The organism is Actinotalea solisilvae (assembly GCF_016464425.1).
Taxonomy (GTDB): Bacteria; Actinomycetota; Actinomycetes; order Actinomycetales; family Cellulomonadaceae; genus Actinotalea; species Actinotalea solisilvae.
Map to the genome: position 1 here is coordinate 283,979 of NZ_JADDKQ010000003.1, position 20,339 is coordinate 304,317.

The following is a 20,339-nucleotide window of genomic DNA, read 5'->3' on the forward strand; positions in this document are numbered from 1 at the left end:
GCGCCGGCCGTCGCGGTCGGTCAGTAGGTGAACGCCCCGACGCGGGTGCGCAGGTCGGCCGCCATCTCGGCGAGCTCGGCGATGGACGTCTGCACCTGGCCCAGCACCTCGGTCGACGACGACGCGGCGGACGCGACGCCCGTGATGTTCACGGCGATCTCGCTCGACCCGGTCGCGGCCTCCTGCACGCCGCGGCTCATCTCGTTGGTCGTCGCGGTCTGCTCCTCGACGGCGCTCGCGATGGTGAGCTGGTAGTCGTTGATCGACGCGATGATCTGCGAGATCTCGCTGATCGCGGCGACGGCCGTCGTCGTGTCGGTCTGGATCGCCTCGACCCGTCGCGCGATGTCCTCCGTCGCCCGCGCCGTCTCCTGCGCGAGGTCCTTGACCTCGCCCGCCACGACCGCGAACCCCTTGCCCGCCTCGCCGGCGCGCGCGGCCTCGATGGTCGCGTTGAGCGCGAGGAGGTTGGTCTGCTCGGCGATCGACGTGATGACCTTGACCACGTTGCCGATCTCCTGCGAGGACGTGCCGAGCTTCGCGACGGACGACGTCGTCGTCTGGGCGACGTCGGTCGCCCGCGCCGCGACCTTGGCGGCCTCGGTCGCGTTCTGGGCGATCTCGCGGATCGAGGCGCCCATCTGCTCGGCGCCGGCCGCGACGGCCTGGACGTTGCGCGAGACCTGCTCGGCCGCGGCGGCGACGACGCCGGCCTGGACGCTGGTCTCCTCGGAGCCCGCGGCGACCTGCGCCCCGGCGGCCGACATCTCCTCGCTCGCGGCGGCGATCGTGCCCGACGCCTCGGCGACCTGCGCGAGCGTGCCGCGCAGGCTCTCCTGGGCGGTGGCGAGCGCGGCGGCCATGCGGCCGATCTCGTCGGCGCTCGTCACGGAGGCGGGGACGGTGAGGTCGCCCTCGGCCATCGCGTCGAGCGAGCGCTCGACCTGGCCCAGCGAGCCGCGGATCGAGCGCGCCGTGACGATGCCGAGCGCGATCGACAGCAGCAGGCCGACGCCGAGCACGGCGAACGTGACGGTCCTGGCGCGCGCGGCCTCGGCCTGGGCGGCCGACGCGATGCCCCCGACGTACTCGGTCGTACCGGCCTCGACCGTCTCGAGGTCGGCGACGAAGGCGTCGATCAGCGGCTGGCCGGAGGCCAGGCGGCGCTCCTCGTAACGGGCGCGGTTGTCGTCGAGGGCAGCGGGCAGCAGCTGGGTGTCGCGGACGTCCTTCCACTCCTCCCAGTGCTCGACGAAGGAGGTCCACTCCGGCGCGAGGCCGGTGAGCACCACGTTCAGCCGGTCGATCGGCGCCTGGATGTCGGCGTCGGTCTCGACGATCTTCTGGGCCCACGCCTGGCGCTCCTCGTCCGTCGCCGCCGCGGCGACCTGGGCGATGAGCATGCGCGCCTTGATCTCCTCCTGGTGGACGACCGCGAGGTCCGTGATCGTGCTGGCCTGGAGGTCGGCGAGGGTCTGTGTGTCCTCGGCCACGCCCTCGAGGTTGACCGTGCTCACGACGGCGCCGGCGACGGCCGTGAAGGCCATGACGCCGAGCGTCCCGAGGATCTTGGTCATGACGCCGCGGTCGGCGAAGAGCCGACGACGGCGCCCGCCCGTCGCTGGCGTGCCGGCCGCCGGTCCCGACGGCCCGGTGGGCACGGCGGAGGCCGAGCGCTGCGTGGGCACGGCGGGCAGGGCGCCGGTGCGCGCCTGCGGGGCGGCCGGGCGCTGGAGGGTCGTGGACATGCGGTGCTCCTCGTGAGCGGGGGGCTGGTGGCGGGGGGCGGAGGGTCAGGCGGCGACGGCGCGGTCGACGTCGAGCGCCAGCAGGAGGCGGTCGTCGAGCTTGTAGGCGCCGAGGATGAGGTCGCGGAGGCCGGGCGCGAGGGTGTCCGGCGGCGCCTCGAAGCGGTCGTCGTCGACGTGCAGGACGTCGCCGATCTCGTCGACGAGCAGGCTCACCGGTTCCCCGCCGACCTGGACGACGACCATCATCGGGTCGGCGTCGCGCGCGAGCGGGGGCATGCCGAGCGCGACCCGCAGGTCGACGGTGAGCACGACCTGCCCGCGCAGGTTGACCAGGCCGGCGACGCCGGCCGGGGCGAGCGGCACCGCGGTGCGGGGCTGCGAGCGCAGCGCCTCCTGCACGTGCCGGACGTCGACGGCGTAGTGCGCGCCGGCGAGGACGAAGGTCGCGAGCTGGCGGCTCATCGGGCACCTCCCACGAGAGCGGTGAGATCACGCAGTTCGAGGTCGGCGTCGAGGACCGAGCCCTCGTCGTCCGACTCGTCGGCGTAGAACAGCGGGTCCGCGGCCGCGACCGCGGCCCGGATGTCGAGCAGCTCGGTGACGCGGTCCTTGAGGACGGTCGAGCCGACGATGCCGTGGTCGCCCAGGTCGCTGTGCGCCGTGACGTCGTCGTCGACGATGTCGACGATCTGGTCCACGACGACGGCGACGCTGCGGCCGCGGCGCGAGGAGACGACGACGGTGAGCTCGTCGCGCTCCTGGGCGAGCGTCCCGAGCATCCGGTCGAGCCGGACCACGGGGGTGATCGAGCCGCGGTACTGGAGCACCTCGCGCCCGCCCACGTGCTCGAGCAGCGTCGCCGGGAGCTTCTCCAGCCGCGTGACCGACGCGAGCGGGATCGCGACGCGGCGGCCGTCCCCGATGCCCGCGACGAGCACCTGGACGGTCTCGCGCAGCTCGGTGCGGTCCTCGGCTGAGCGTGCACGCTCGAGCTCGCCGCGGTCCCCGGCCATCGCGCGGCGGCCGATCGCCTGGACGTCGAGGATGAGCGAGACGCGGCCGTCGCCGAGCAGGGTCGCGCCGGCGTAGAGGCCGATCGCCTTGAGCCGGCCGGAGAGCGGCTTGACGACGATCTCCTCGGTGTTGAGCACGCGGTCGACGAGCAGGCCGAAGCGGCGGCTGTCGGCCTGCAGGACGGCGATGACGGCGCCCGCCCGGTCGGACGGCACCTCGGCGCCGAAGACCTCGCGCAGCTCGACGAGCGGGAGCAGCTCGCCGCGCAGGCGGTAGACCGGGGCCGAGCGCACGTACTCGACCGCGCCCGACGTCTGCGCGTCGAGGGCGACCAGCTCGAGCAGGCTCACCTGCGGGATCGCGTACAGCTCGCCGTCGCAGGCCACCGTGAGCGCGGGCATGATCGCGAGCGTCAGCGGGATGCGCAGGCGCCACGTGGTGCCCGTGCCGAGCTCGGACTCGACGTCGACGGTGCCGCCGATCGCCTCGATCCGGGTGCGCACGACGTCCATGCCGACGCCGCGGCCCGACACGTTCGTCACGGCCTCGGCGGTCGAGAAGCCGGGCAGGAAGAGCAGCTGGAGCAGGTCCGCGGGCGCCATGGCCGCGACCTGCTCGGGCGTGCGCAGCCCGCGCTCGACGGCCTTGGCCGCGACGCGGTCCACGTCGATGCCCGCGCCGTCGTCGACGATGTCGACGACGACCTGACCGCCCGAGTGGGACGCGCGCAGCGACAGCAGGCCCTGAGCGGGCTTGCCCGCGGCGGCGCGGCGCTCGGCGGTCTCGATGCCGTGGTCGACCGCGTTGCGGATGAGGTGGGTCAGCGGGTCCTTGATGGCCTCGAGGAGGCTGCGGTCGAGCTCGGTGTCGCCGCCGACCATCTCGAGGCGCACCTGCTTGTCGCAGGCGGCCGCGAGGTCGCGGACCATGCGCGGGACCTTCGACCACACGTGCTCGATGGGCTGCATGCGCGTCTTCATGACGCCCTCCTGCAGCTCCGAGGCGATGAGGCTGAGGCGCTGCGAGGCGCGCACGAGGTCGACGTCGGCCGTCGCGCCCGCGAGGCGCGAGATGGCGTTGCGCGCGAGGACGAGCTCGCCGACCTGGCGCATGAGCGCGTCGAGCAGGCCGACGTCGACGCGGATCGAGCCGTCCGCGGCGGTCCGGGCCGCGCCGGTCTCGCCCGGCTCGGGCGACGGCCGGGACCCGGCCGGCGGCCCGACCGCCGCAGCGGGGGCGGCCGGGGGTGCGGCGGGGGCGGGGGCGGGGGCGGGGATGGCGGCCTCCGGTGTCGGGGCGGGAGCCGGCGGCTCCGCGGCGGGAGCGGCGGGCGGCGCGCTCGGGGCGGCCGGCGCCTTCTTCGCGCGGATCGTGCGCGAGCGCGGCCGGGGGGCGGCCTCCGTGACGACGGCGGGCTCGGCGACGACGCCGGCGGCCACGAGCTCGGCCGGCGCGTCGGCCGCCTTCTCGGCGCTCGCCGGCGGCGCGGTGCGCTGCGCGGGGACGACGGCCTCCGTCGCCTCGGTGGTCGCGAGGGTGGCCGGCTCGGCGACGTCGGCCGTGCCGTCGAGCACCGCCTGGATGCGCGCGACGACGGGCGCGACGTCGACGTCGCCCTCGCCCTGCTGCGTCTCGATCCGGCGCAGGATGTCGCGCACGACGTCGACCATCTCGAGCAGGACGTCCGTCGTCCGTTGGTCCATGGCGCGGACGCCGTCGCGCAGGTCGACGAGGAGGTTCTCGCCCGCGTGGGTCACGCGCTCCAGCGCGGTGAACGCGAGGAAGCCGCTCGTGCCCTTGATCGTGTGGATCGTGCGGAAGATGCTGCTCAGCAGCTCGCGCGAGCCCGGCGCCGCCTCGAGCGCGACCAGGTCCGAGTCCAGCTGGTCGAGGTTCTCGTGGCTCTCGACCAGGAACTCGTGGACGATCTCGTCCAGGTCCTCCACTGCGCCCTCCGTGGCTCCCGGGGCGGGTCCGTCCGCCCTTCGACCCCCTGATCGGCGGTCGCAGGGGACTTGTGAGCGTCCGCGGCGGCGCACGGTGACCCGGGGGCGGGTGATCTCTCGGCCGCCCGGGGCGTGTCGGCGGTCGGTCCTACGGTGGGTCCGTGGTCGAGACGGTGAGCCTGCGGCGCCTCAACCGCACGCTGCTCGAGCGCCAGCACCTCGCGGCCCCCTCGACGGCGGGCGTCGAGCAGGTCGTCCGCGACCTCGTCGCCGTCCAGGCGCAGGAGCCGAACTGGGCGGTCGTCGGCCTGTGCACCCGCGTCGCGGGCCTCACGGCCGCGGGCGTCGGGCGAGCGGTCGAGGCGCGCGGGCTCGTCCGGTCCCCGCTCCTGCGGGGGACCCAGCACCTGCTCGCCGCGGACGACTACCCCTGGCTGCGCCCGACGATCCACCCCGTGCTCGAGCGCCTCGTGCGCTCGCCCTACTACGCCGAGCAGACGACCGGCATCGGGGCTGACGTCCTCGTCGCGGACGCGCTCGCCGTGCTGGGCGACCGGACGGTCCCGCGCCGGGAGCTCGGCGCGGCGCTCGCGGCGCGCCACCCCGGACGGCGGGCGGCGGTGCTCGCGGCAGCCGTCGAGGCGCACCTGCCGGTCGTGCACGACCCGGCGACGTCGGCCTGGGGGTCGTGGTGGAGCCGGCGGTCGATCGCGGTGACGCACGCGCCCGCGTGGCTCGGCGCACCCATGGCCGCGCCGGACGTGCCGCGGCTCGTGCGCCGCTACCTCGCGGCGTTCGGCCCCGCGGGCGTCATGGACGTGCAGGCGTGGTCGGGCCTCACGCGCCTGCGGCCGGTGCTCGACGCGATGCGTGCCGACCTGCGCGTGCTGCGCGGTCCCGACGGCGCGGAGCTGTTCGACCTGCCCGGCGCCACGCTCGCGGACGAGGACGCGCCCGCGCCGGTGCGCTTCCTCGCGGCGTTCGACAACGCGGTCCTCGGCCACCGCGACCGTGCGCGCATCCTGCCCGAGGAGGTGCGGCGCGCCGTCATGCCCGGGTACTCGATGGTCCACGCGACGGTCCTCGTCGACGGCTTCGTGGCCGCGACGTGGGAGCTCGCCGACGGCGACGTCGTCGTGCACCCGCAGCGGCCCCTCACGCGCGCCGAGCGCGACGAGGTCCTCGCGGAGGGCGGGCGGGCGCGGGAGCTCGTCGGCCTGCCCGACGGCGACGTCGTGCTGCGCTGAGGAGTGTGCCGGCGCGTCAGTCCGTCGGCGTCGGGGGGCGGAGCGCCTTGAGCGCCGCCTCGGCGGCGTCGTCGGACGAGCGCGCCGCCTCGAGGTTCGCGTTCGTGACCGCCTCGAGCACCTCGGCCCGGTTGACGCGGACGTGGCGGGGGGCGTCGATGCCGATCCGCACGCCGTCGCTGCGCACGTCGATGATGGTGATGACGATGTCGTCGCCGATCACCAGGCGTTCGCCGACGCGGCGACTCAGGACGAGCATGGAGCGAGAGTAGTCGCTCCTCCCGCCGGGCCTCGCGTCAGTCCCAGCTGGCGTCCTCCGCGAGCCGCTCGCTGAGCACGGCGGCCCAGACGACGGGCGACACGGGCAGGCCGTCGACCCACCCGACCGGGACGCCCAGGTTGAGCACCGCGCCCGGCGACTGCGCGTGGAACGTCCCCATGGCCGCGACGGCGTCGAACGGCCGGCGCGCGCCGACCTCCCGCAGCCAGCGTCGCGTCTCGGCGACGCGCCGGCCGGCGTCGACCGCGGCCCAGCACTGGTCGGGCGCGAGGGCCTCGAGCAGGTCGGCGGCCGCCGCGCCGCCGTCGGCGTCGACGCCGACCGCGACGAGGGTCGCGCCCTCGCCCGCGCGCGAGCGCAGCCGCGCGGCCGCGGCGGCGGTCTGGACGCGCCGCCCGTGCCCCGGGACGGGCCCCAGGTCCCCGGCGACGACGACGTCGTGCGGGTCGATGCCCGCGCGGTAGGCCATCTGCATCGCGGTGCGCAGCGCGGCGTCGGGCTCGCCCACCACCGCGACGACCCCCGCGTCCAGGCGCAGCACGGGCCCGGCGGGGAACCGGCGGACGAGCCGCGACAGGGGCACGGGCGCGCGCAGGTCGCCGAGGCCGGCGAGCAGCGCGGCCGGCAGCCCGAGCTCGAGCAGGGCGCCGACCGTCGCCCCGTGGGGCTCGGGCTGCTCGGGCTGCTCGGGCCGGGCGTCCGGCTCGCGCGGGGCGGTCGCGACGACGGGCCCGGCGGCGGGCCGGACGACGAGGTCGCCCGTCGCCTCGCCCGCCGCGGCGTCGTCCTGCGGGCCGACGAGCTGACCGAGGGACTCGAGGACCTCGGCGAACGTCGGCCCGGTCGTCGAGATCTCGGGCACGGGAGGCGCGTCGGCCTCCTCGGCGTCAGGCGCGGGCTGGGCCGGGGCGGGGGCGGCCGCGTCCCGCGCGGGCGCAGGAGCACTGCCGCCGCCCGGGGCCGCCCCGCCCAGGACCTCGGCGTCCTCGGCGGCGTCGGCCGCGGCGAGGAGCGCCTCGATGCCCGCGGGCCTGCCGCCGGCGGGAGCCCCGGACGCGCGGCGCTCGTGCAGGCGTCGACCGGGGTGCACGGGGTCGGGCACCTCGACGGTGAGCTCGTAGTGCTCCTTGGCGAAGAACCCGCCGATGCCGCCCGTGCGGATGCGCTCGGCCTTGACGATGCGTGCGCCCGGGCCCATCTCGGCCTTGACGCGCAGCATCAGCGAGCGCAGGTCCTCACCGTCAAGCAGCAATCGCGTGGGCATCCCTGACCACCCCCACGGTCTCGATCTGCAGGCCCGCCCCGGTCACCTCGCTGTAGGACAGCACCGCGAGGCGGGGGAGCGCCAGCGCCACCGTACGGCGCAGCGCGGGTCGCAGGGCGGGGGCGCACACGACGACGGCCTCGCGGCCGCTCGCCTCGCCCTGCACGACGACGCCGCGCAGGTCGGCGAGCATGCGCTCGAGGCGGTTCGGGTCGACGAGCAGGTGGCTGCCGTTCTCCCCCGGCCGGACGGACTCGACGAGCTGCTGCTCGAGCGAGGGGTCGAGCGTGACGACGCGCAGCACGCCGTCGTGCGCGTAGGGCGCGGCGAGCGCGGGGCCGAGCGCGCCGCGGGCGGCCTCGACGAGGCTTTCGGGGTCGGTGCTGACCTTGGCGCGCAGCGTGAGGCCCTCGTAGATGCGGGAGAGGTCCCGCACGGCGACCTGCTCCGCGAGCAGGCCCTGGAGCACGCGCTGGATCTCGCCGAGCGTCAGGAGGTTGGGCACGAGCTCGTCGACGACGGACGGGTTGACCTGCTTGACCCCCTCGGTGAGCACGCGCACGTCCTCGCGCGACAGCAGCCGCGGCGCGTTGGCGTCGATGATCGCGCCGAGGTGCGTGATGAGGACGGACACGCGGTCGACCACGGTCGCGCCGACCATCTCGGCCGCGTGGCGCAGCTCGGTCGGGATCCACTTGCCGGGCAGGCCGAACACGGGCTCGACCACAGCGGTGCCGCCGATGCCCTCGAGGTTGTCGCCGAGCGCGAGCAGGCGACCGCCGGGCGCCTCGCCGCGGCCCACCTCGACGCCCGCGATGCGCACGACGTAGGTGGAGCGCGGCAGGTCCACCGAGTCGCGCGTCCGCACGGGCGGGACGACGAAGCCCAGCTCCATCGCGACCTTGCGGCGCAGCCCGCGCACCCGCGCGAGGAGGTCCTGGTCGGTGCCCGAGCCGACCATGTCCACGAGGTCGGGGGCGAGCAGGATCTCGATCGCGTGCACGCGCATCTGCTCGATGAGCGCCTCGGGCGTGTCCGCCTGGGCGGGTCGCGTCGGGTCGACGGTGTCGACGTCGGTGCCGGCGGCCGCGGCGGCCTCCTCGGAGACCTTGATCCGCCACGCACCGAGCAGCAGGAGCGCGCCGACGAGGATGAACGGGACCTTGGGCAGGCCGGGGATGAGCGCGAGCGCGATGGCCGCGGCGCCGGAGATCTGCAGCGCGGTGCGCGACTGCGTGAGCTGCTGGCCGGCCGCCGTGCCCATGTCGGCCTCGGCCGTGGCGCGCGTGACGATGAGGCCCGTGGAGACGGACATGAGCAGCGCGGGGATCTGCGTGACCAGGCCGTCGCCGATGGTCAGGAGGCTGAAGCGCTCGAGCGCCTCGCCCGCGGACATGCCCATCTGGAGCATCCCGACGGCGAAGCCGCCGAGGAGGTTGATGACCGTGATGATGATGCCCGCGATCGCGTCGCCCTTGACGAACTTCGAGCCGCCGTCCATCGCGCCGTAGAAGTCGGCCTCGGCCGCGACGTCGGCGCGCCGCTTGCGCGCCGTGTCCTCGTCGATGAGGCCGGAGTTGAGGTCGGCGTCGATCGCCATCTGCTTGCCGGGCATCGCGTCGAGCGTGAACCGCGCGCCGACCTCGGCGACGCGGCCGGCACCGTTGGTGATGACCGCGAACTGGATGACGACGAGGATGAGGAAGATCACCAGGCCGATGACGAGCGAGCCGCCCACGACGAAGTGGCCGAACGCGTCGATGACCTGGCCCGCGTAGCCGTCGCGCAGGACGAGGCGCGTCGAGGCGACGTTGAGCCCGAGCCGGAAGAGCGTGAGGACCAGGAGCAGCGACGGGAAGACCGAGAAGTCGAGCGGCCGCTTGACGTACATGCTCGTGAGCAGCACCACGAGCGAGATCGTGATGTTGAGCACGATGAGCAGGTCGAGCACCGCGGCCGGCAGCGGCACCACGAGGAGCAGGACGATGCCGACGACGCCGACCGGCACGCCCAGCTGGAGCAGCTGCTTGCCCTTCATCGGTGGTCTCCCTTGCTGGTGGTGACAGTGGTGGTGGTGCGTGCGTCGGTGCTGCGGGTGACGGGAGAGCCGGCGGCCGTCATGCGGCCTCCAGGCGGCTCGGCCCGCCCGGCGGGCGGTGCGTGCCGGCCGCGGAGCCGCGGCGGCGCAGGGCCATGACGAAGGCGAGCACCTTCGCGACGGCGACGAAGAGGTGGGCCGGGACCTCCTGGCCCAGCTCGCACGCGGCGTGGAGCGCGCGCGCGAGCGGGACGTCCTCGACCATCGGGACGCGCTTGTCGCCCGCGGCCGCGCGGATGCGGGCGGCCACGTGGCCGGCGCCCTTCGCGACGACGCGCGGTGCGCCCTTGCCGGGCTCGTACCGCAGCGCGACGGCGACGTGCGTGGGGTTGACGAGGACGACGTCGGCCGTGGCGACCTCGGCGATCATGCGGTTGCGGCTCATCGCGAGCTGCTTGGACCGGATCGCGCCCTTGAGCTGCGGGTCGCCCTCGGACTGCTTGTTCTCGTCCTTGATCTCCTTCTTCGACATCCGCGTCTTCTTGCGGTTGCGCCGCATGATCACGAGCACGTCGAGCGCCGCGAGCACGAGGCCCGCGACGACCGCGGTCCGCAGGACGTCGGCGACGCCGCCGCCCGCCGCGTCGAGGATCTGGCTGAGCGAGTGCGAGCCCGAGCCCAGGAGGAGCGGGACGAGGCCCTGGACGACGGACGCGAGGACGAGGCCGATGACCGCCGTCTTGAGCGCGGCCTTGACGCCGTTCCAGCCGGCCTGCGGGCCGAACGTGTTCTTCAGGCCCGCGGCGAGGTTGAACTGCTTGAAGGTCGGCTTGAGCTTCTTCGCCGAGACGTGGATGCCGCCCTGCGCGGCGGACGCGACGACGGCGGCCAGGACGACGACCACGAGCAGCGGCGCGAGGGTGCGCAGCACCGAGGACATGCCGTCCCAGAGCGCGGCGACGGCGACGTCCGGGCTGGGGTTCGCGGCGACGTCGCGCACGAGAGTGAGCTGGTCGACCGCCGCACCCGAGCCGGCCGTGAGCACCATGGGCAGCACGAGGGCGCCGACGCCGATGCCGAGCCAGGCCGAGACGTCCTGCGAGCGCTGGAGCGCGCCGTCGCGGCGCAGCTCCTTCATGCGCTTCGGGGTGGCCTTCTCGGTCCGCTCCTCGCCGCCGCTCATCGGGCGACCTGCCCGACCTGGGACACCGCCGTGTCGGTGAGCGCCGCGATCACGGTGGGCAGCGCGAGGTAGGCGGTGACGCCGAGCCCGAGCGTGAGCAGGATCTTCAGCGGGAAGCCGAGGGCGAAGGCGTTGAGCGCGGGCGCGACGCGCGTGAGCAGGCCCAGGCCGACGTCGGCGAGGAACAGCACGGCGATGAGCGGCCCGGCGACCTGGAGCGAGGCGAGGAACATGTCGGTGAGACCGCCCACGAGCGTCTCGCCCATGACCGTGAGGTCGAGCGGCGTGCCGAGCGGCAGCGCGTCGAAGCTCCGGACCAGGCCGCCGATGACGACCTGGTAGGCGTCCGACGCGAAGAGCAGGACGATCGCGGTGAGCTGGTAGAGCTTCGCGAACTGCGCGCCGTTGGTCATGCTCATCGGGTCGAACGCCTGCGCGAGCTGGAAGCCGCCGAAGAGGTCGATGAGGTTGCCGGCCGCCTGCACCGCGGAGAAGACGAGGAGCACGAGGAAGCCCAGCGCGAGGCCGATGAGCGCCTGGAGCAGGACGTCGCCGACGAACTGCGCGGTGCCGGACGCGATCGACGTCCCGAGCGTGGGACCCGCGGCCTCGGCCGCGCGGGGCGCGGCGAGGAGCCCGAGACCGACCGCGAGCATCGCCTTGACCTGGCCCGGGATCGCGCGGTGCGAGAAGGGCGGTGCGACGACGAGGAACGCGGCGATGCGGACGCCGGCGAGCATGACGACCTCGAGGGTCGCCAGCGGCAGGGTGAGGCCCACGGCTCAGCCCCCGAGGAGCGACGGGATGCGCTCGAAGATCTCGTGGGTGAACGTCACCGTCTCGGAGATCATCCAGTGCCCGGCGACCAGCAGCGCGACCGCGACGGCGAGCGCCTTGGGCACGAAGCTGAGCGTCACCTCCTGGATCTGCGTGATCGACTGCAGGAGCGAGACCGCGAACCCGACGACGAGCGCGGTGATGAGGACGGGCGCGCAGAGCTTGCCCGCGAGGAGCAGCGCCTGCATGCCGATGTCGAGGACCTCGTTGGGGTTCACCCGTAGCTCCCCACGAGCGCCGTGACGATGAGCCCCCAGCCGTCCACCAGGACGAAGAGGAGGAGCTTGAAGGGCAGCGACACCATGACGGGCGGCAGCATCATCATGCCCATCGACATGAGCGACGCCGAGACGACGAGGTCGATGACGAGGAACGGCACGAAGACGACGAACCCGATGATGAAGGCCGACCGGAGCTCGGAGAGCATGAAGGCCGGGATGAGCGTGGTCATCGGCACGGTCTCGGGGGACTCGGGGTTGACCTGGTCCGCGGCGCGCGTGACGAGCGCGAGGTCCTCCTGGCGCGTCTGGCCGAGCATGAACTCGCGCAGGGGTCCGGTGCCCGCGTCGACGGCCTGCGTGAAGGTCAGGGTCCCGTCGAGGTAGGGCTGGAGGCCGACGTCGTTCAGCTCGCCGAGCACCGGCGCCATGATGAAGAGGCTGAGGAAGAGCGCGAGGCCCGCGAGCACCTGGTTGGGCGGCACGCCCTGGAGGCCGAGCGCGTTCCGGGTCAGGGCGAGGACCACGAAGATCTTCGTGAAGCTCGTCATCATGAGCAGGAGCGACGGGGCGACCGAGAGCAGCGTGATCGTCAGCAGGACGACGATCGAGCTGTCGGGCGTGCCGTCGATGCCGTTGATGTCGATGCCGACGGTCGGGCCGTCGGTCGGCGCGGTCGGCGCCACGGGTGCCGCCGGGTCGACGGGCGGCGTCGGCGCGGCGTGCGCGCCCGACGCGAGCGCGATCGACAGGACCGCCAGCAGCGCCAGGAGCAGGGCGACGGCGAGGACGCGCGCGCTCCGGCTCGTGCCGGCCGCGCGGGGCCCGGTGGTGGTGAGGCTCAACGCCGGATGGTCCGTTCCTGCACCGCAACCACCGCCTGGCGCCACGTCGCGGCGTCCAGGATCGATCCCTCGAGAGGGTTGCGGGGCGTGGGGACCGCGGGCATCCGTGCCGCGGGGGTCGACAGGGGGGTGACGTCGTCGGCGCGGACGTCGCGCAGGTCGTCCGGCACGACGGCGTCGGCGACGACGGCCTCGAGCTCGGCGGGGTCGAGGGCGACACGGTCGCGCACGGCCTCGGGCTCGGGGGCGGGCGGCTCGACCTCGGTGAGGAGGTTGACCCCGTGCTCGCTCACGCCGAGGAGCAGCCGGCGGCCGCCGATCTCGACGAGCGCGACGCCCGTCCGGCCGCCGAGCGACTGCTTCGCGACGACGCTCAGCGCGGCCTGGCGCGAGCGGCGGACGGTGCCGGTGCCGGCGGCCCGGCGCCCGAGGAACCAGAGCACGCCCAGCACGCAGGCCAGCGCGAGGAGCACGCGCAGGCCGAGCACGAGCGTCGAGGAGTCCATCAGGCGCCCGGCTCCGTGGAGACGATCTCGGTGATGCGGATGCCGTAGTGCTCGTCGACGACGACGACCTCGCCGCGCGCGACGAGCCGGCCGTTGACCATGACGTCGGCCGGCGAGCCGGCCTCGCGGTCGAGCTCGAGGACCGTGCCGGGCACGAGCTCGAGGACCTGACGCACGGGCATCCGGGTGCGGCCGATCTCCGCGGTGAGCGTCATCTCGACGTGCTGCAGCAGGCGCATCGTGGCCTCGCGGCTCTCGGTGCGCGTCGTCGAGGACGCGACCGGCGAGGCGCCGCGCTGCTGGGGCACGCGGTCCGCGGCGCGCAGGCGGATCCCGGCCCACGCCTGCGGCCCGGCCGGGCCGGCCAGCGCGAACACGACGACGTCGTCCTCGGCGAGCGAGCCACCGAGCGGGGCGACCGTCGCGGTCTCGAGGACGCCCGGGCCGAGCACGGCGACGGCACCCTCGAGCGCGGGCCGCAGCGCGTCGGCGAGCGAGACGCCCGCCCCCGCACCGGCGAGCGCCTCGGCGACCGCGGCGTCGGCGACGACGACGAGCTCGGCGCTCGTCGCGCCGACGAAACCGGCGCGCACGGCCTGCGCGTCCGGCGCGGGGCCGGCGGTGGGGTCGTGCACGGTGACCTCGAGCGTCGCGGTCGAGGGCAGCAGGCGCGCGAGCTCGGTGGCGACCGTGTGCGCGGTCGCGAGGAGGTCGGCGTCGTGCCGCGCGGCGACCGCGGGCGTGACGGGAAGGCTGACGGGCAGAGACGTCATCGGGTGCTCTCCTCGGAGGTGACGACCAGGCAGGCGAGGCGGGAGCCGTTGCTCCCGAGGGCGGCGCGGGCCATGACGACGTCGTCGACGACGACGTCCATCGGGGTCCCGACGCGGTGGTCGAGCGGCAGGAGGTCGCCGACCGCGAGGTCGGCGAGCCGGGCGGGGGTGACGGTCACGGGCGCGAGGCGGACCGAGACGCCCACGGGGACCTCGTTCACCTGGGCGGCGAGGCGGCCGACGGCGGCCTCGTGCTCGCGCACCTCGTCCACCGAGCGCCGGACCGTCGCGTCGCCGTCGCGCAGCGGCGCGAGCAGCACGTCGGCGGGGAACATGAGCGTGGCGGTGCTCGTGTGCTCGCCCGCGAGGAGCTCGAAGGTCGCGACGAGGACCGGGTCCGACGCGGCGGCGGCCTGGACGAACTGCGGGCTGTACTGCACCGACCGGACGCTCGCGTCGAGCGGGCAGATCGACGTGAACGCGTAGGCGAGGTCGCCGAGCGAGACCTGGACGAGGTCGCGCACCAGGCGCCACTCGATGTCGGTGAGCTCGCGCTCGCTGTCCGCGAGGACGATGCCCGGCCCGCCGAGCAGGTAGTCGACCCAGAGCATCGTCGTGTCCGTGGGCAGCTGCACGACGGCGGTCGCCCGCGCCTGCTCGAGCGTGCACAGGATCATCGCCGTCGGCGCCGGGAGCGAGCGCACGTACTCGTCGTACGAGTGCAGCTGCACCGAGACGAGCGTGGCCTGGGCGACCACGCGCAGGCGCGAGGTGAGCAGCGTGCTGGCCTGGCGCGCGTAGGTCTCGAAGGCCATCTCGAGCGCCCGGCCGTGCTCGCGGGCAAGCGTCATCGGGCGGCGGAAGTCGTAGAGCTCGGGCGTGCGCGTCGGGGCACCGCCCGCGCGTCGCGCGGAGGTCGTCGTCGCTGCGTCCTGGACCGTCACGCGGGCAACATCGGCCGGGGTCGGCACCTCATGAGGAATCGGCGCGCGACGTCGTGCCTGCCGGCACGCGACCGGCGTGTCGCCGGGGTGTCGCGGTGGTCGTGCCCCGGCCGCCGTCGTGGCGCCCGGGTGAGGTGGCGCCCTCCATGGCGCCGTGAACCCGCCGGCCTCCGTGCCGGCTCCGTGCTGGCCCGCCGGGTCGGCGGGCGGACGTCACTGGGTGACGTAGTCGGTCAGGTAGACGTCCATCACCTCGCCGTGGTAGGCCTCCTCGAGCTGGTGGCGCAGCTCGGCCTTGAGGGCGTCGCGGCCCTCGGCCGACGACACCTCCTCGACCGTGCGGCCCGAGAACAGCGCGATCGCGAGGTCCAGCGCGTGCGCCGAGGACACCTCCTCGTGCACGTCCTTCGTGAGCTGGAGCGCGATGCCCAGGCGCAGGTAGTGCCCGCCCGCGAGGTTGATGCTCACGGCCTCGACCGTGAGCACCTCGCCCGGCTCGGGCTCGGGCTCGACCGGCTCGGCCGCCGCGTCGGCCGGGGCGGCGCCGGGCCCCATGAGGAGGTACCAGGCGGCGCCGCCGCCGAGCGCGAGCACGACGACGAGCAGGACGACGACGAGCTTCTTCCGGCCCTTCTTCGCCGGCGGCTCCTCGGCGGCCGCCGAGGACCCGAGGCCCGCGGACGTCTTGCCCGAGGCCCCGATGGTCGGCTTGGACGCGATGATGCGCTGTTCGGTCGGCATGTCTTACCCCTGGTTCGCTGCGGCGAGGGACGGCAGGAGGGCGCGGACGTCCTCCGGGACGGAGCTGAGGACCACGAGGTCCACGCGGCGGTTCGCCTCGATCGGGTCGACGCCGGGGTCGTCGATCGGGCGGGCCTCGCCGAAGCCCACGGCCGCGATGCGGTGCGGCGCGATGCCGCCCACCTCCACGAGCCGGCGGAGCACCTGGGTCGCCCGGTCGGACGACAGCTCCCAGTTGGTCGGGTACCGGCCGGAGACCGGGATGGCGTTGGTGTGGCCCTCGACGGACAGCTCGTCGGGCAGGCCGGCGAGCACGGGCGCCGTCGTGTCGATGATCCGCTGCGCCGTCGCGGTGAGCTCGGCGCTCGCGGCGCTGAAGAAGACGTCGTCGGCCACCATGCCGACCACGAGGCCGCGCTCGGTGATGCGGAAGCGGACGCGGTCCGCGAGGCCCTCGGGCGCGAGCGCGGCCGCGATCTGCTGCGCGACGGCGTCGAGCCGCTGGTACTCGACACTCGCGGCGGCCGCGCGCTGCTCGTCCTCGGTGAGCTCCTTCGACGGGCCCTGGATCTGCTCGGCCTCGATGCCCGCCTCCGAGCGCAGGTCCGGCGTGATCTGGAACGCCTCGACGCCCGTGAGGGCGCCGTTGCTGCCCTCGAGCGCGACCGGCGCCGCGTGGCCGAAGCCGACCGCGAGCGACTGGCGCAGCTGCTCGAACTTGACCTGGTCGACCTGGCTCACGGCGTAGAGCACGATGAACAGGCCGACGAGCACGGTCATCATGTCCGCGTAGCTGACGGCCCACCGCTCGTGGTTCTCGTGCTCCTCCTCGTGGGCCGTGCGGGACTTCCGCCCGTGACCCCCGGAGCCGTGGCCCGCGCTCATGCTGCGGCCTTCTTGCCGGCCTTGCCCTCCGCGGGCGGCTCGGAGCCGGGCGGCATGAGGCTGCGCAGGCGCTGGCCCACGAGGCGCGGGTTGGCGCCGGACTGGATCGCGAGCAGGCCCTCGACCGCGAGCTCCATGTGCGCGGCCTCGAGCTCGGAGGCGCGGTTGACGCGCGCGCCGAGCGGGAGCCACACGAGGTTGGCCGAGAGCAGGCCCCACAGGGTCGCGACGAACGCCGCGGCGATCATGTGGCCGAGCTCGTCGGGGTTGGAGAGGTTCTCGAGCACGTGGACGAGCGAGACGACCGTGCCGATGATGCCGATGGTCGGCGCGTAGCCGCCCATGTTGTTGAACACCTTGGCGGTGCTCTTGTCCTGGGCCTTCTTGCTGGCGATCCGGTCCTCGAGCATCTCGCGCAGGTCGTCCGGGTCGGTGCCGTCGATCGCGGCCTGCAGGCCCGAGCGCAGGAAGGGGTTCTCGACGGTGCGGGCCGCGTCCTCGAGCGAGAGCAGGCCCTCGCGGCGCGCGCGGTCGGCGAGGCCGACGACGACCTCGACCGTGGTGTCGAGGTCGGGGCGCTTGAACGTGACCCAGTCCTTGAGCGTCTTGAACGCGTGCAGGAAGTCCTTGAGCGTCGTCGAGGCGAGGCCGGCGCCGATCGTGCCGCCGATGACGAGGATCATCGGGGCCGGCAGGACCACCGACATCGGGCTCGAGCCCTCGAGGAAGATCGAGAGCAGGACCATCGAGAACGCGAAGGCGATGCCTCCGAGGGTTGCCGGATCCATCAGTCGACCTCCGGGACTGCCGTGAGGGGGCGCGGCTGCTGGCGCAGCTCGGTGACGGGAGCCAGCTCGTCGCTCTCGCGGGAGTAGTCGAGGGTCGCGGCGGCCACGCGGGCGCGGTAGCGCACGACGAGGTCGGTGATCTCCTCGAGCGACTCGGTGACGATGTACTTCGTCCCGTCGATGAGCGTGAGGATCGTGTCCGGCGTGCTCTCGACGCGCTGGAGCAGGTCGGGGTTCACCGCGAAGCGCGGTCCGTTGAGTCGCGTGACGACGATCATGGCTGTTCCATCCCTGGTGATGCCTCGGGGCCCGTCCATGAGCCCTGCCCCGTACTCATCGGCCGATCGCGCCCGATGTGAGGCTTCCGGTGCGGGTGAGCCGCCTCAGACCTTGATCGTCGAGACGAGCGAGAAGAGCTCGGCGGAGAGCTCGCGCATCTGCTGCGCGGCCTGGTCGGCCGAGCGCGCGCCCTCCTGGGCCTCGCGCGCGGCGGAGCGCACGGAGCCGATGGAGCCCGCGATGTCGGCGGAGCCGCCCGCGGCGCCGGCGACGGCGTGCGCCATCTGCGCGGTCGTCGCCGACTGCTGCTCGACCGCGGCGGAGATGCTCGTCTGGTACTCCGCGATGGTCCGGATGACGTCGGTCACCGTGGTGAGCTCGCCGACCGCCTGCGTCGTGCGGTCCTGGATCGCGCCGATCTGCGCGGTGATCTGCTCGGTCGCCCGCGCGGTCTCCTGCGCGAGCTCCTTGACCTCGCCGGCGACGACCGCGAAGCCCTTGCCCGCCTCGCCCGCGCGCGCGGCCTCGATGGTCGCGTTGAGCGCGAGCAGGTTGGTCTGCGCCGCGATCGAGGTGATGAGGTTGATGACCTGGCCGATCTCGGCGCTCGCGTCCCCGAGCCGACCGACCGTCGCGTGCGCGGCGGCGGCGGCGTGGACGGCGTCGGCGGCGATGGTCGCGGCCTGCGCGGCGTTGCGGGAGATCTCGTCGATCGCCTGGCGCATCTCGCCGGTGCCCGCGGCGACCGTCTGCGCGTCGGCGGTCACGCCGCGCGCGGTGGTGTCGACGAGGTCGAGCTCGCGCGCCGTCGTGTCGGCCGCGCCGGTCATCGTGCGGCTCACGGCGGCGAGGTCGTCGGCCGCCTCCTGGAGGGCGCTCGCACCCGTGCGCAGGCCGTGGACGGTGGTGGCCATCCAGTCGACCGTGCCGTTGAGCGCGTTCCCCATCATCCCGAGCTCGTCGTTGCTCAGCTCCTCGAGCCGGCCGCTGAGGTCGCCCGAGTGGACCTGGGCGAGGAACGCGCCCGTGCGCTGGAGCGGGCGGGTCACGCTCACCTGGGCCCAGACGGCGAACAGCAGGGCGGGGGCGAGCACGACGAACGGGACCCAGACGAGCCAGGAGAGCGAGTCGAGCGTCGCCGCCGCGGCCGTCGCGTCACCCGCGGCGAGCTGCGACGACGCACGCGTGGTCGAGGTGCGCGCCAGCACGCACACGGCGACGAGCGCCGCGAGCGGGATGAGGACACCCAGGCGGGCCTTGGTGCGGTTGCTGATCACGGTGCTCCAGTCGTCGGTCCGGTCGGCACACCCATCGGCCGACCGGCCGCGATCCTGAGCGGACCGCGACCCGGTGCGCGGCGCCCCCGGGATGGCGGCGCCCCGCCGTCCGCGTCGTCCCCCGGTCGGGATGTGCGGCGCACGGTGCCGGAGTGACGCACGGGGCCGGTGTGGCGGGCCGCCGACCCCCAGGGGCATCACGAGCACCGCGCGCCGCACGTCCCGACCGGACCGGCGGCCCGCGGCGTGCGCGCCGGCGGGCGCAGACGCCGACCGGGGCGGACCTGGGCACGCAGCGCGTGGCCTGGTCCGCCCCCGGTCGGCAGTGGGGTCGGTCGCGTCAGCGCTTGAGGTTGACGAGCTCCTGGAGCATCTCGTCCGACGTCGTGATGACGCGGCTGTTCGCCTGGAAGCCGCGCTGGGCGATGATCAGGCTCGTGAACTCGGCCGAGAGGTCGACGTTCGACATCTCGAGCGTGCCGCCCGAGAGCGCGCCGCGGCCGCCGGTGCCCGCGGCGCCGACCTGCGCGTCGCCCGAGTTGACCGTGGTCCGGTAGAGCGAGCCGCCCGCCTTCTCCAGACCCGCGGGGTTGGTGAACGTCGCGAGCGCGACGCGGCCGAGCGGCTGCTTGAGGCCGTTGCTGAACGAGCCGAGCAGGGTGCCGTCCGCGTTGATCATGAAGGACTGGAGCGTCCCGGCCGAGCGGCCGTCCTGCGACGACGCCTCGACCGTGGTGAGGCCCGCGTAGCCCGTGAGCGTGCCGAGCTGGACGGTCACCGGGCCGGCCGTGAGCGTGCCGCCCGCGGTGAGCGCACCGCTCGCGTCGAACGTCACGGTGCCCGCGCCGACCGCGGCGCCGTCGCGCGTGGCGGCGACGTCCCAGCCGGTGGCGGTCTTGGTGAACGCGAGGTTGAGCGACGAGGCGGTGCCGTCGGGGGCGTGCACCTCGATCTGGCGGTTGAGCACCGTGCCGAGAACGGCGTCCGACGGCAGGTTGCCCTCGAAGGTCGCCGCGCGGGTCTCGCTCGCGCCCATGAGCGTCGCGATGGGCAGGCGGATGTCGGTGAGCGGGCCGTTGACGTCGATGGTGCCGTCGGCCGCGGCGGCCCAGCCCTGGACGAGCGCGCCGTCGGGCGTGACGAGCTGGCCGGTCGCGTCGAAGTCGAACGCGCCCGCGCGGGAGAAGAACTGCTCGTTGCCCTTGCCGACGACGAAGAAGCCGTCGCCCGAGATCATCATGTCCGTCGAGCGGTTGGTGAGCTGGGCCGCGCCCTGCTGGAAGTTGGTCGTGATGCCCGCGACGCGGACGCCGAGGCCGACCTGCGCGGGGTTGGTGCCGCCGACGCCCTCCTGCGGGCCGCCCGCGTTGGACAGCACCTGGGACAGGGTGTCCTGGAACTGCGCCTGCGAGGCCTTGAAGCCGGTCGTGTTGACGTTGGCGATGTTGTTGCCGGTGACGTCGAGCATGGTCTGGTGGGCGCGGAGGCCGCTGATGCCGGAGAAGAGCGAGCGGAGCATGTCA

At 74.4% G+C, this 20,339-nt stretch carries 20 protein-coding genes; 1 reads left to right on the forward strand and 19 read right to left on the reverse strand.

Features of this window, described 5'->3' with window-relative positions; genetic code table 11:
- Positions 1-20: 20 nt before the first annotated feature.
- From JIG38_RS04610 to JIG38_RS04620, 3 genes are read right to left on the reverse strand one after another with little or no spacing between them, the layout of a single operon-like run.
- Positions 21-1,748 carry a methyl-accepting chemotaxis protein gene (locus JIG38_RS04610; protein WP_233404412.1) on the reverse strand — a complete coding sequence of 576 codons (1,728 nt, stop codon included), beginning with the start codon at positions 1,746-1,748 and terminating at the stop codon, positions 21-23.
- Positions 1,749-1,793: 45 nt separating this feature from the next.
- Complete coding sequence (locus tag JIG38_RS04615) at positions 1,794-2,213, reverse strand: chemotaxis protein CheW (RefSeq protein WP_199422571.1); 420 nt, start codon at positions 2,211-2,213, stop codon at positions 1,794-1,796.
- Positions 2,210-4,711: a chemotaxis protein CheA gene (locus tag JIG38_RS04620; RefSeq protein WP_199422572.1), complete on the reverse strand. Its 2,502-nt coding sequence runs from the start codon at positions 4,709-4,711 to the stop codon at positions 2,210-2,212. The genes JIG38_RS04615 and JIG38_RS04620 overlap by 4 nt, the downstream gene beginning before the upstream one ends.
- Before the next feature lie 161 nt (positions 4,712-4,872).
- On the opposite strand from JIG38_RS04620, the gene JIG38_RS04625 reads away from it, so the two are divergent.
- A complete protein-coding gene (locus JIG38_RS04625) occupies positions 4,873-5,958 on the forward strand; it encodes a winged helix DNA-binding domain-containing protein (protein ID WP_199422573.1) in 1,086 nt (361 codons plus the stop codon).
- Positions 5,959-5,974: 16 nt separating this feature from the next.
- On the opposite strand, the gene csrA is transcribed toward JIG38_RS04625, so the two are convergent.
- The 16 genes from csrA to JIG38_RS04705 form a co-directional block, all read right to left on the reverse strand.
- Positions 5,975-6,217 carry a carbon storage regulator CsrA gene (gene csrA, locus JIG38_RS04630; RefSeq protein WP_199422574.1) on the reverse strand — a complete coding sequence of 81 codons (243 nt, stop codon included), beginning with the start codon at positions 6,215-6,217 and terminating at the stop codon, positions 5,975-5,977.
- Between the two features lie 37 nt (positions 6,218-6,254).
- Positions 6,255-7,502 carry a hypothetical protein gene (locus JIG38_RS04635; RefSeq protein WP_199422575.1) on the reverse strand — a complete coding sequence of 416 codons (1,248 nt, stop codon included), beginning with the start codon at positions 7,500-7,502 and terminating at the stop codon, positions 6,255-6,257.
- Entirely contained in the window at positions 7,480-9,540 is a 2,061-nt protein-coding gene (locus JIG38_RS04640) for a flagellar biosynthesis protein FlhA (protein ID WP_199422576.1), read from the reverse strand. The genes JIG38_RS04635 and JIG38_RS04640 overlap by 23 nt, the downstream gene beginning before the upstream one ends.
- A 79-nt stretch (positions 9,541-9,619) precedes the next feature.
- Complete coding sequence (locus JIG38_RS04645; protein ID WP_199422577.1) at positions 9,620-10,723, reverse strand: EscU/YscU/HrcU family type III secretion system export apparatus switch protein; 1,104 nt, start codon at positions 10,721-10,723, stop codon at positions 9,620-9,622.
- Positions 10,720-11,502: a flagellar biosynthetic protein FliR gene (locus JIG38_RS04650; protein ID WP_307844579.1), complete on the reverse strand. Its 783-nt coding sequence runs from the start codon at positions 11,500-11,502 to the stop codon at positions 10,720-10,722. Before JIG38_RS04650 ends, JIG38_RS04645 begins: the two co-directional genes overlap by 4 nt.
- 3 nt (positions 11,503-11,505) lie before the next feature.
- A complete protein-coding gene (gene fliQ / locus JIG38_RS04655; RefSeq protein WP_199422578.1) occupies positions 11,506-11,778 on the reverse strand; it encodes a flagellar biosynthesis protein FliQ in 273 nt (90 codons plus the stop codon).
- Entirely contained in the window at positions 11,775-12,623 is an 849-nt protein-coding gene (gene fliP, locus JIG38_RS04660; protein WP_233404413.1) for a flagellar type III secretion system pore protein FliP, read from the reverse strand. The genes fliQ and fliP overlap by 4 nt, the downstream gene beginning before the upstream one ends.
- A complete protein-coding gene (fliO, locus tag JIG38_RS04665) occupies positions 12,620-13,129 on the reverse strand; it encodes a flagellar biosynthetic protein FliO (protein ID WP_199422579.1) in 510 nt (169 codons plus the stop codon). The genes fliP and fliO overlap by 4 nt, the downstream gene beginning before the upstream one ends.
- A complete protein-coding gene (fliN, locus tag JIG38_RS04670; protein WP_199422580.1) occupies positions 13,129-13,902 on the reverse strand; it encodes a flagellar motor switch protein FliN in 774 nt (257 codons plus the stop codon). Before fliN ends, fliO begins: the two co-directional genes overlap by 1 nt.
- The gene (locus tag JIG38_RS20900; protein WP_307844581.1) at positions 13,899-14,846 is read right to left on the reverse strand and encodes a flagellar motor switch protein FliM; all 948 of its coding nucleotides are present in this window, start codon (positions 14,844-14,846) and stop codon (positions 13,899-13,901) included. The genes fliN and JIG38_RS20900 overlap by 4 nt, the downstream gene beginning before the upstream one ends.
- 213 nt (positions 14,847-15,059) lie before the next feature.
- Entirely contained in the window at positions 15,060-15,587 is a 528-nt protein-coding gene (locus JIG38_RS04680) for a flagellar basal body-associated FliL family protein (RefSeq protein WP_199422581.1), read from the reverse strand.
- 3 nt (positions 15,588-15,590) lie between these two features.
- Positions 15,591-16,472 (reverse strand): flagellar motor protein MotB, encoded by an 882-nt coding sequence (locus JIG38_RS04685; protein ID WP_199422582.1) that lies wholly within the window; start codon positions 16,470-16,472, stop codon positions 15,591-15,593.
- Positions 16,469-17,260, reverse strand: a complete 792-nt coding sequence (locus JIG38_RS04690) for a motility protein A (RefSeq protein WP_199422583.1) — start codon at positions 17,258-17,260, stop codon at positions 16,469-16,471. The genes JIG38_RS04685 and JIG38_RS04690 overlap by 4 nt, the downstream gene beginning before the upstream one ends.
- Positions 17,260-17,577 (reverse strand): flagellar FlbD family protein, encoded by a 318-nt coding sequence (locus tag JIG38_RS04695; protein WP_233404414.1) that lies wholly within the window; start codon positions 17,575-17,577, stop codon positions 17,260-17,262. Before JIG38_RS04695 ends, JIG38_RS04690 begins: the two co-directional genes overlap by 1 nt.
- A gap of 66 nt (positions 17,578-17,643) precedes the next feature.
- Positions 17,644-18,816: a methyl-accepting chemotaxis protein gene (locus JIG38_RS20905; RefSeq protein WP_199422584.1), complete on the reverse strand. Its 1,173-nt coding sequence runs from the start codon at positions 18,814-18,816 to the stop codon at positions 17,644-17,646.
- A gap of 340 nt (positions 18,817-19,156) precedes the next feature.
- A complete protein-coding gene (locus JIG38_RS04705) occupies positions 19,157-20,335 on the reverse strand; it encodes a flagellar hook protein FlgE (RefSeq protein ID WP_199422585.1) in 1,179 nt (392 codons plus the stop codon).
- Positions 20,336-20,339: the final 4 nt, after the last annotated feature.

What these genes read in the sequence shown, in the direction of transcription:
- JIG38_RS04610 (WP_233404412.1), bottom strand. Translation starts at nt 1,748, where the DNA reads ATGTCCACGACCCTCCAGCGCCCGGCCGCCCCGCAGGCGCGCACCGGC.
- JIG38_RS04615 (WP_199422571.1), bottom strand. Translation starts at nt 2,213, where the DNA reads ATGAGCCGCCAGCTCGCGACCTTCGTCCTCGCCGGCGCGCACTACGCC.
- csrA (WP_199422574.1), bottom strand. Translation starts at nt 6,217, where the DNA reads ATGCTCGTCCTGAGTCGCCGCGTCGGCGAACGCCTGGTGATCGGCGAC.
- JIG38_RS04635 (WP_199422575.1), bottom strand. Translation starts at nt 7,502, where the DNA reads ATGCCCACGCGATTGCTGCTTGACGGTGAGGACCTGCGCTCGCTGATG.
- JIG38_RS04640 (WP_199422576.1), bottom strand. Translation starts at nt 9,540, where the DNA reads ATGAAGGGCAAGCAGCTGCTCCAGCTGGGCGTGCCGGTCGGCGTCGTC.
- JIG38_RS04645 (WP_199422577.1), bottom strand. Translation starts at nt 10,723, where the DNA reads ATGAGCGGCGGCGAGGAGCGGACCGAGAAGGCCACCCCGAAGCGCATG.
- fliO (WP_199422579.1), bottom strand. Translation starts at nt 13,129, where the DNA reads ATGGACTCCTCGACGCTCGTGCTCGGCCTGCGCGTGCTCCTCGCGCTG.
- fliN (WP_199422580.1), bottom strand. Translation starts at nt 13,902, where the DNA reads ATGACGTCTCTGCCCGTCAGCCTTCCCGTCACGCCCGCGGTCGCCGCG.
- JIG38_RS04680 (WP_199422581.1), bottom strand. Translation starts at nt 15,587, where the DNA reads ATGCCGACCGAACAGCGCATCATCGCGTCCAAGCCGACCATCGGGGCC.
- JIG38_RS04685 (WP_199422582.1), bottom strand. Translation starts at nt 16,472, where the DNA reads ATGAGCGCGGGCCACGGCTCCGGGGGTCACGGGCGGAAGTCCCGCACG.
- JIG38_RS04690 (WP_199422583.1), bottom strand. Translation starts at nt 17,260, where the DNA reads ATGGATCCGGCAACCCTCGGAGGCATCGCCTTCGCGTTCTCGATGGTC.
- JIG38_RS04695 (WP_233404414.1), bottom strand. Translation starts at nt 17,577, where the DNA reads ATGGACGGGCCCCGAGGCATCACCAGGGATGGAACAGCCATGATCGTC.
- JIG38_RS04705 (WP_199422585.1), bottom strand. Translation starts at nt 20,335, where the DNA reads ATGCTCCGCTCGCTCTTCTCCGGCATCAGCGGCCTCCGCGCCCACCAG.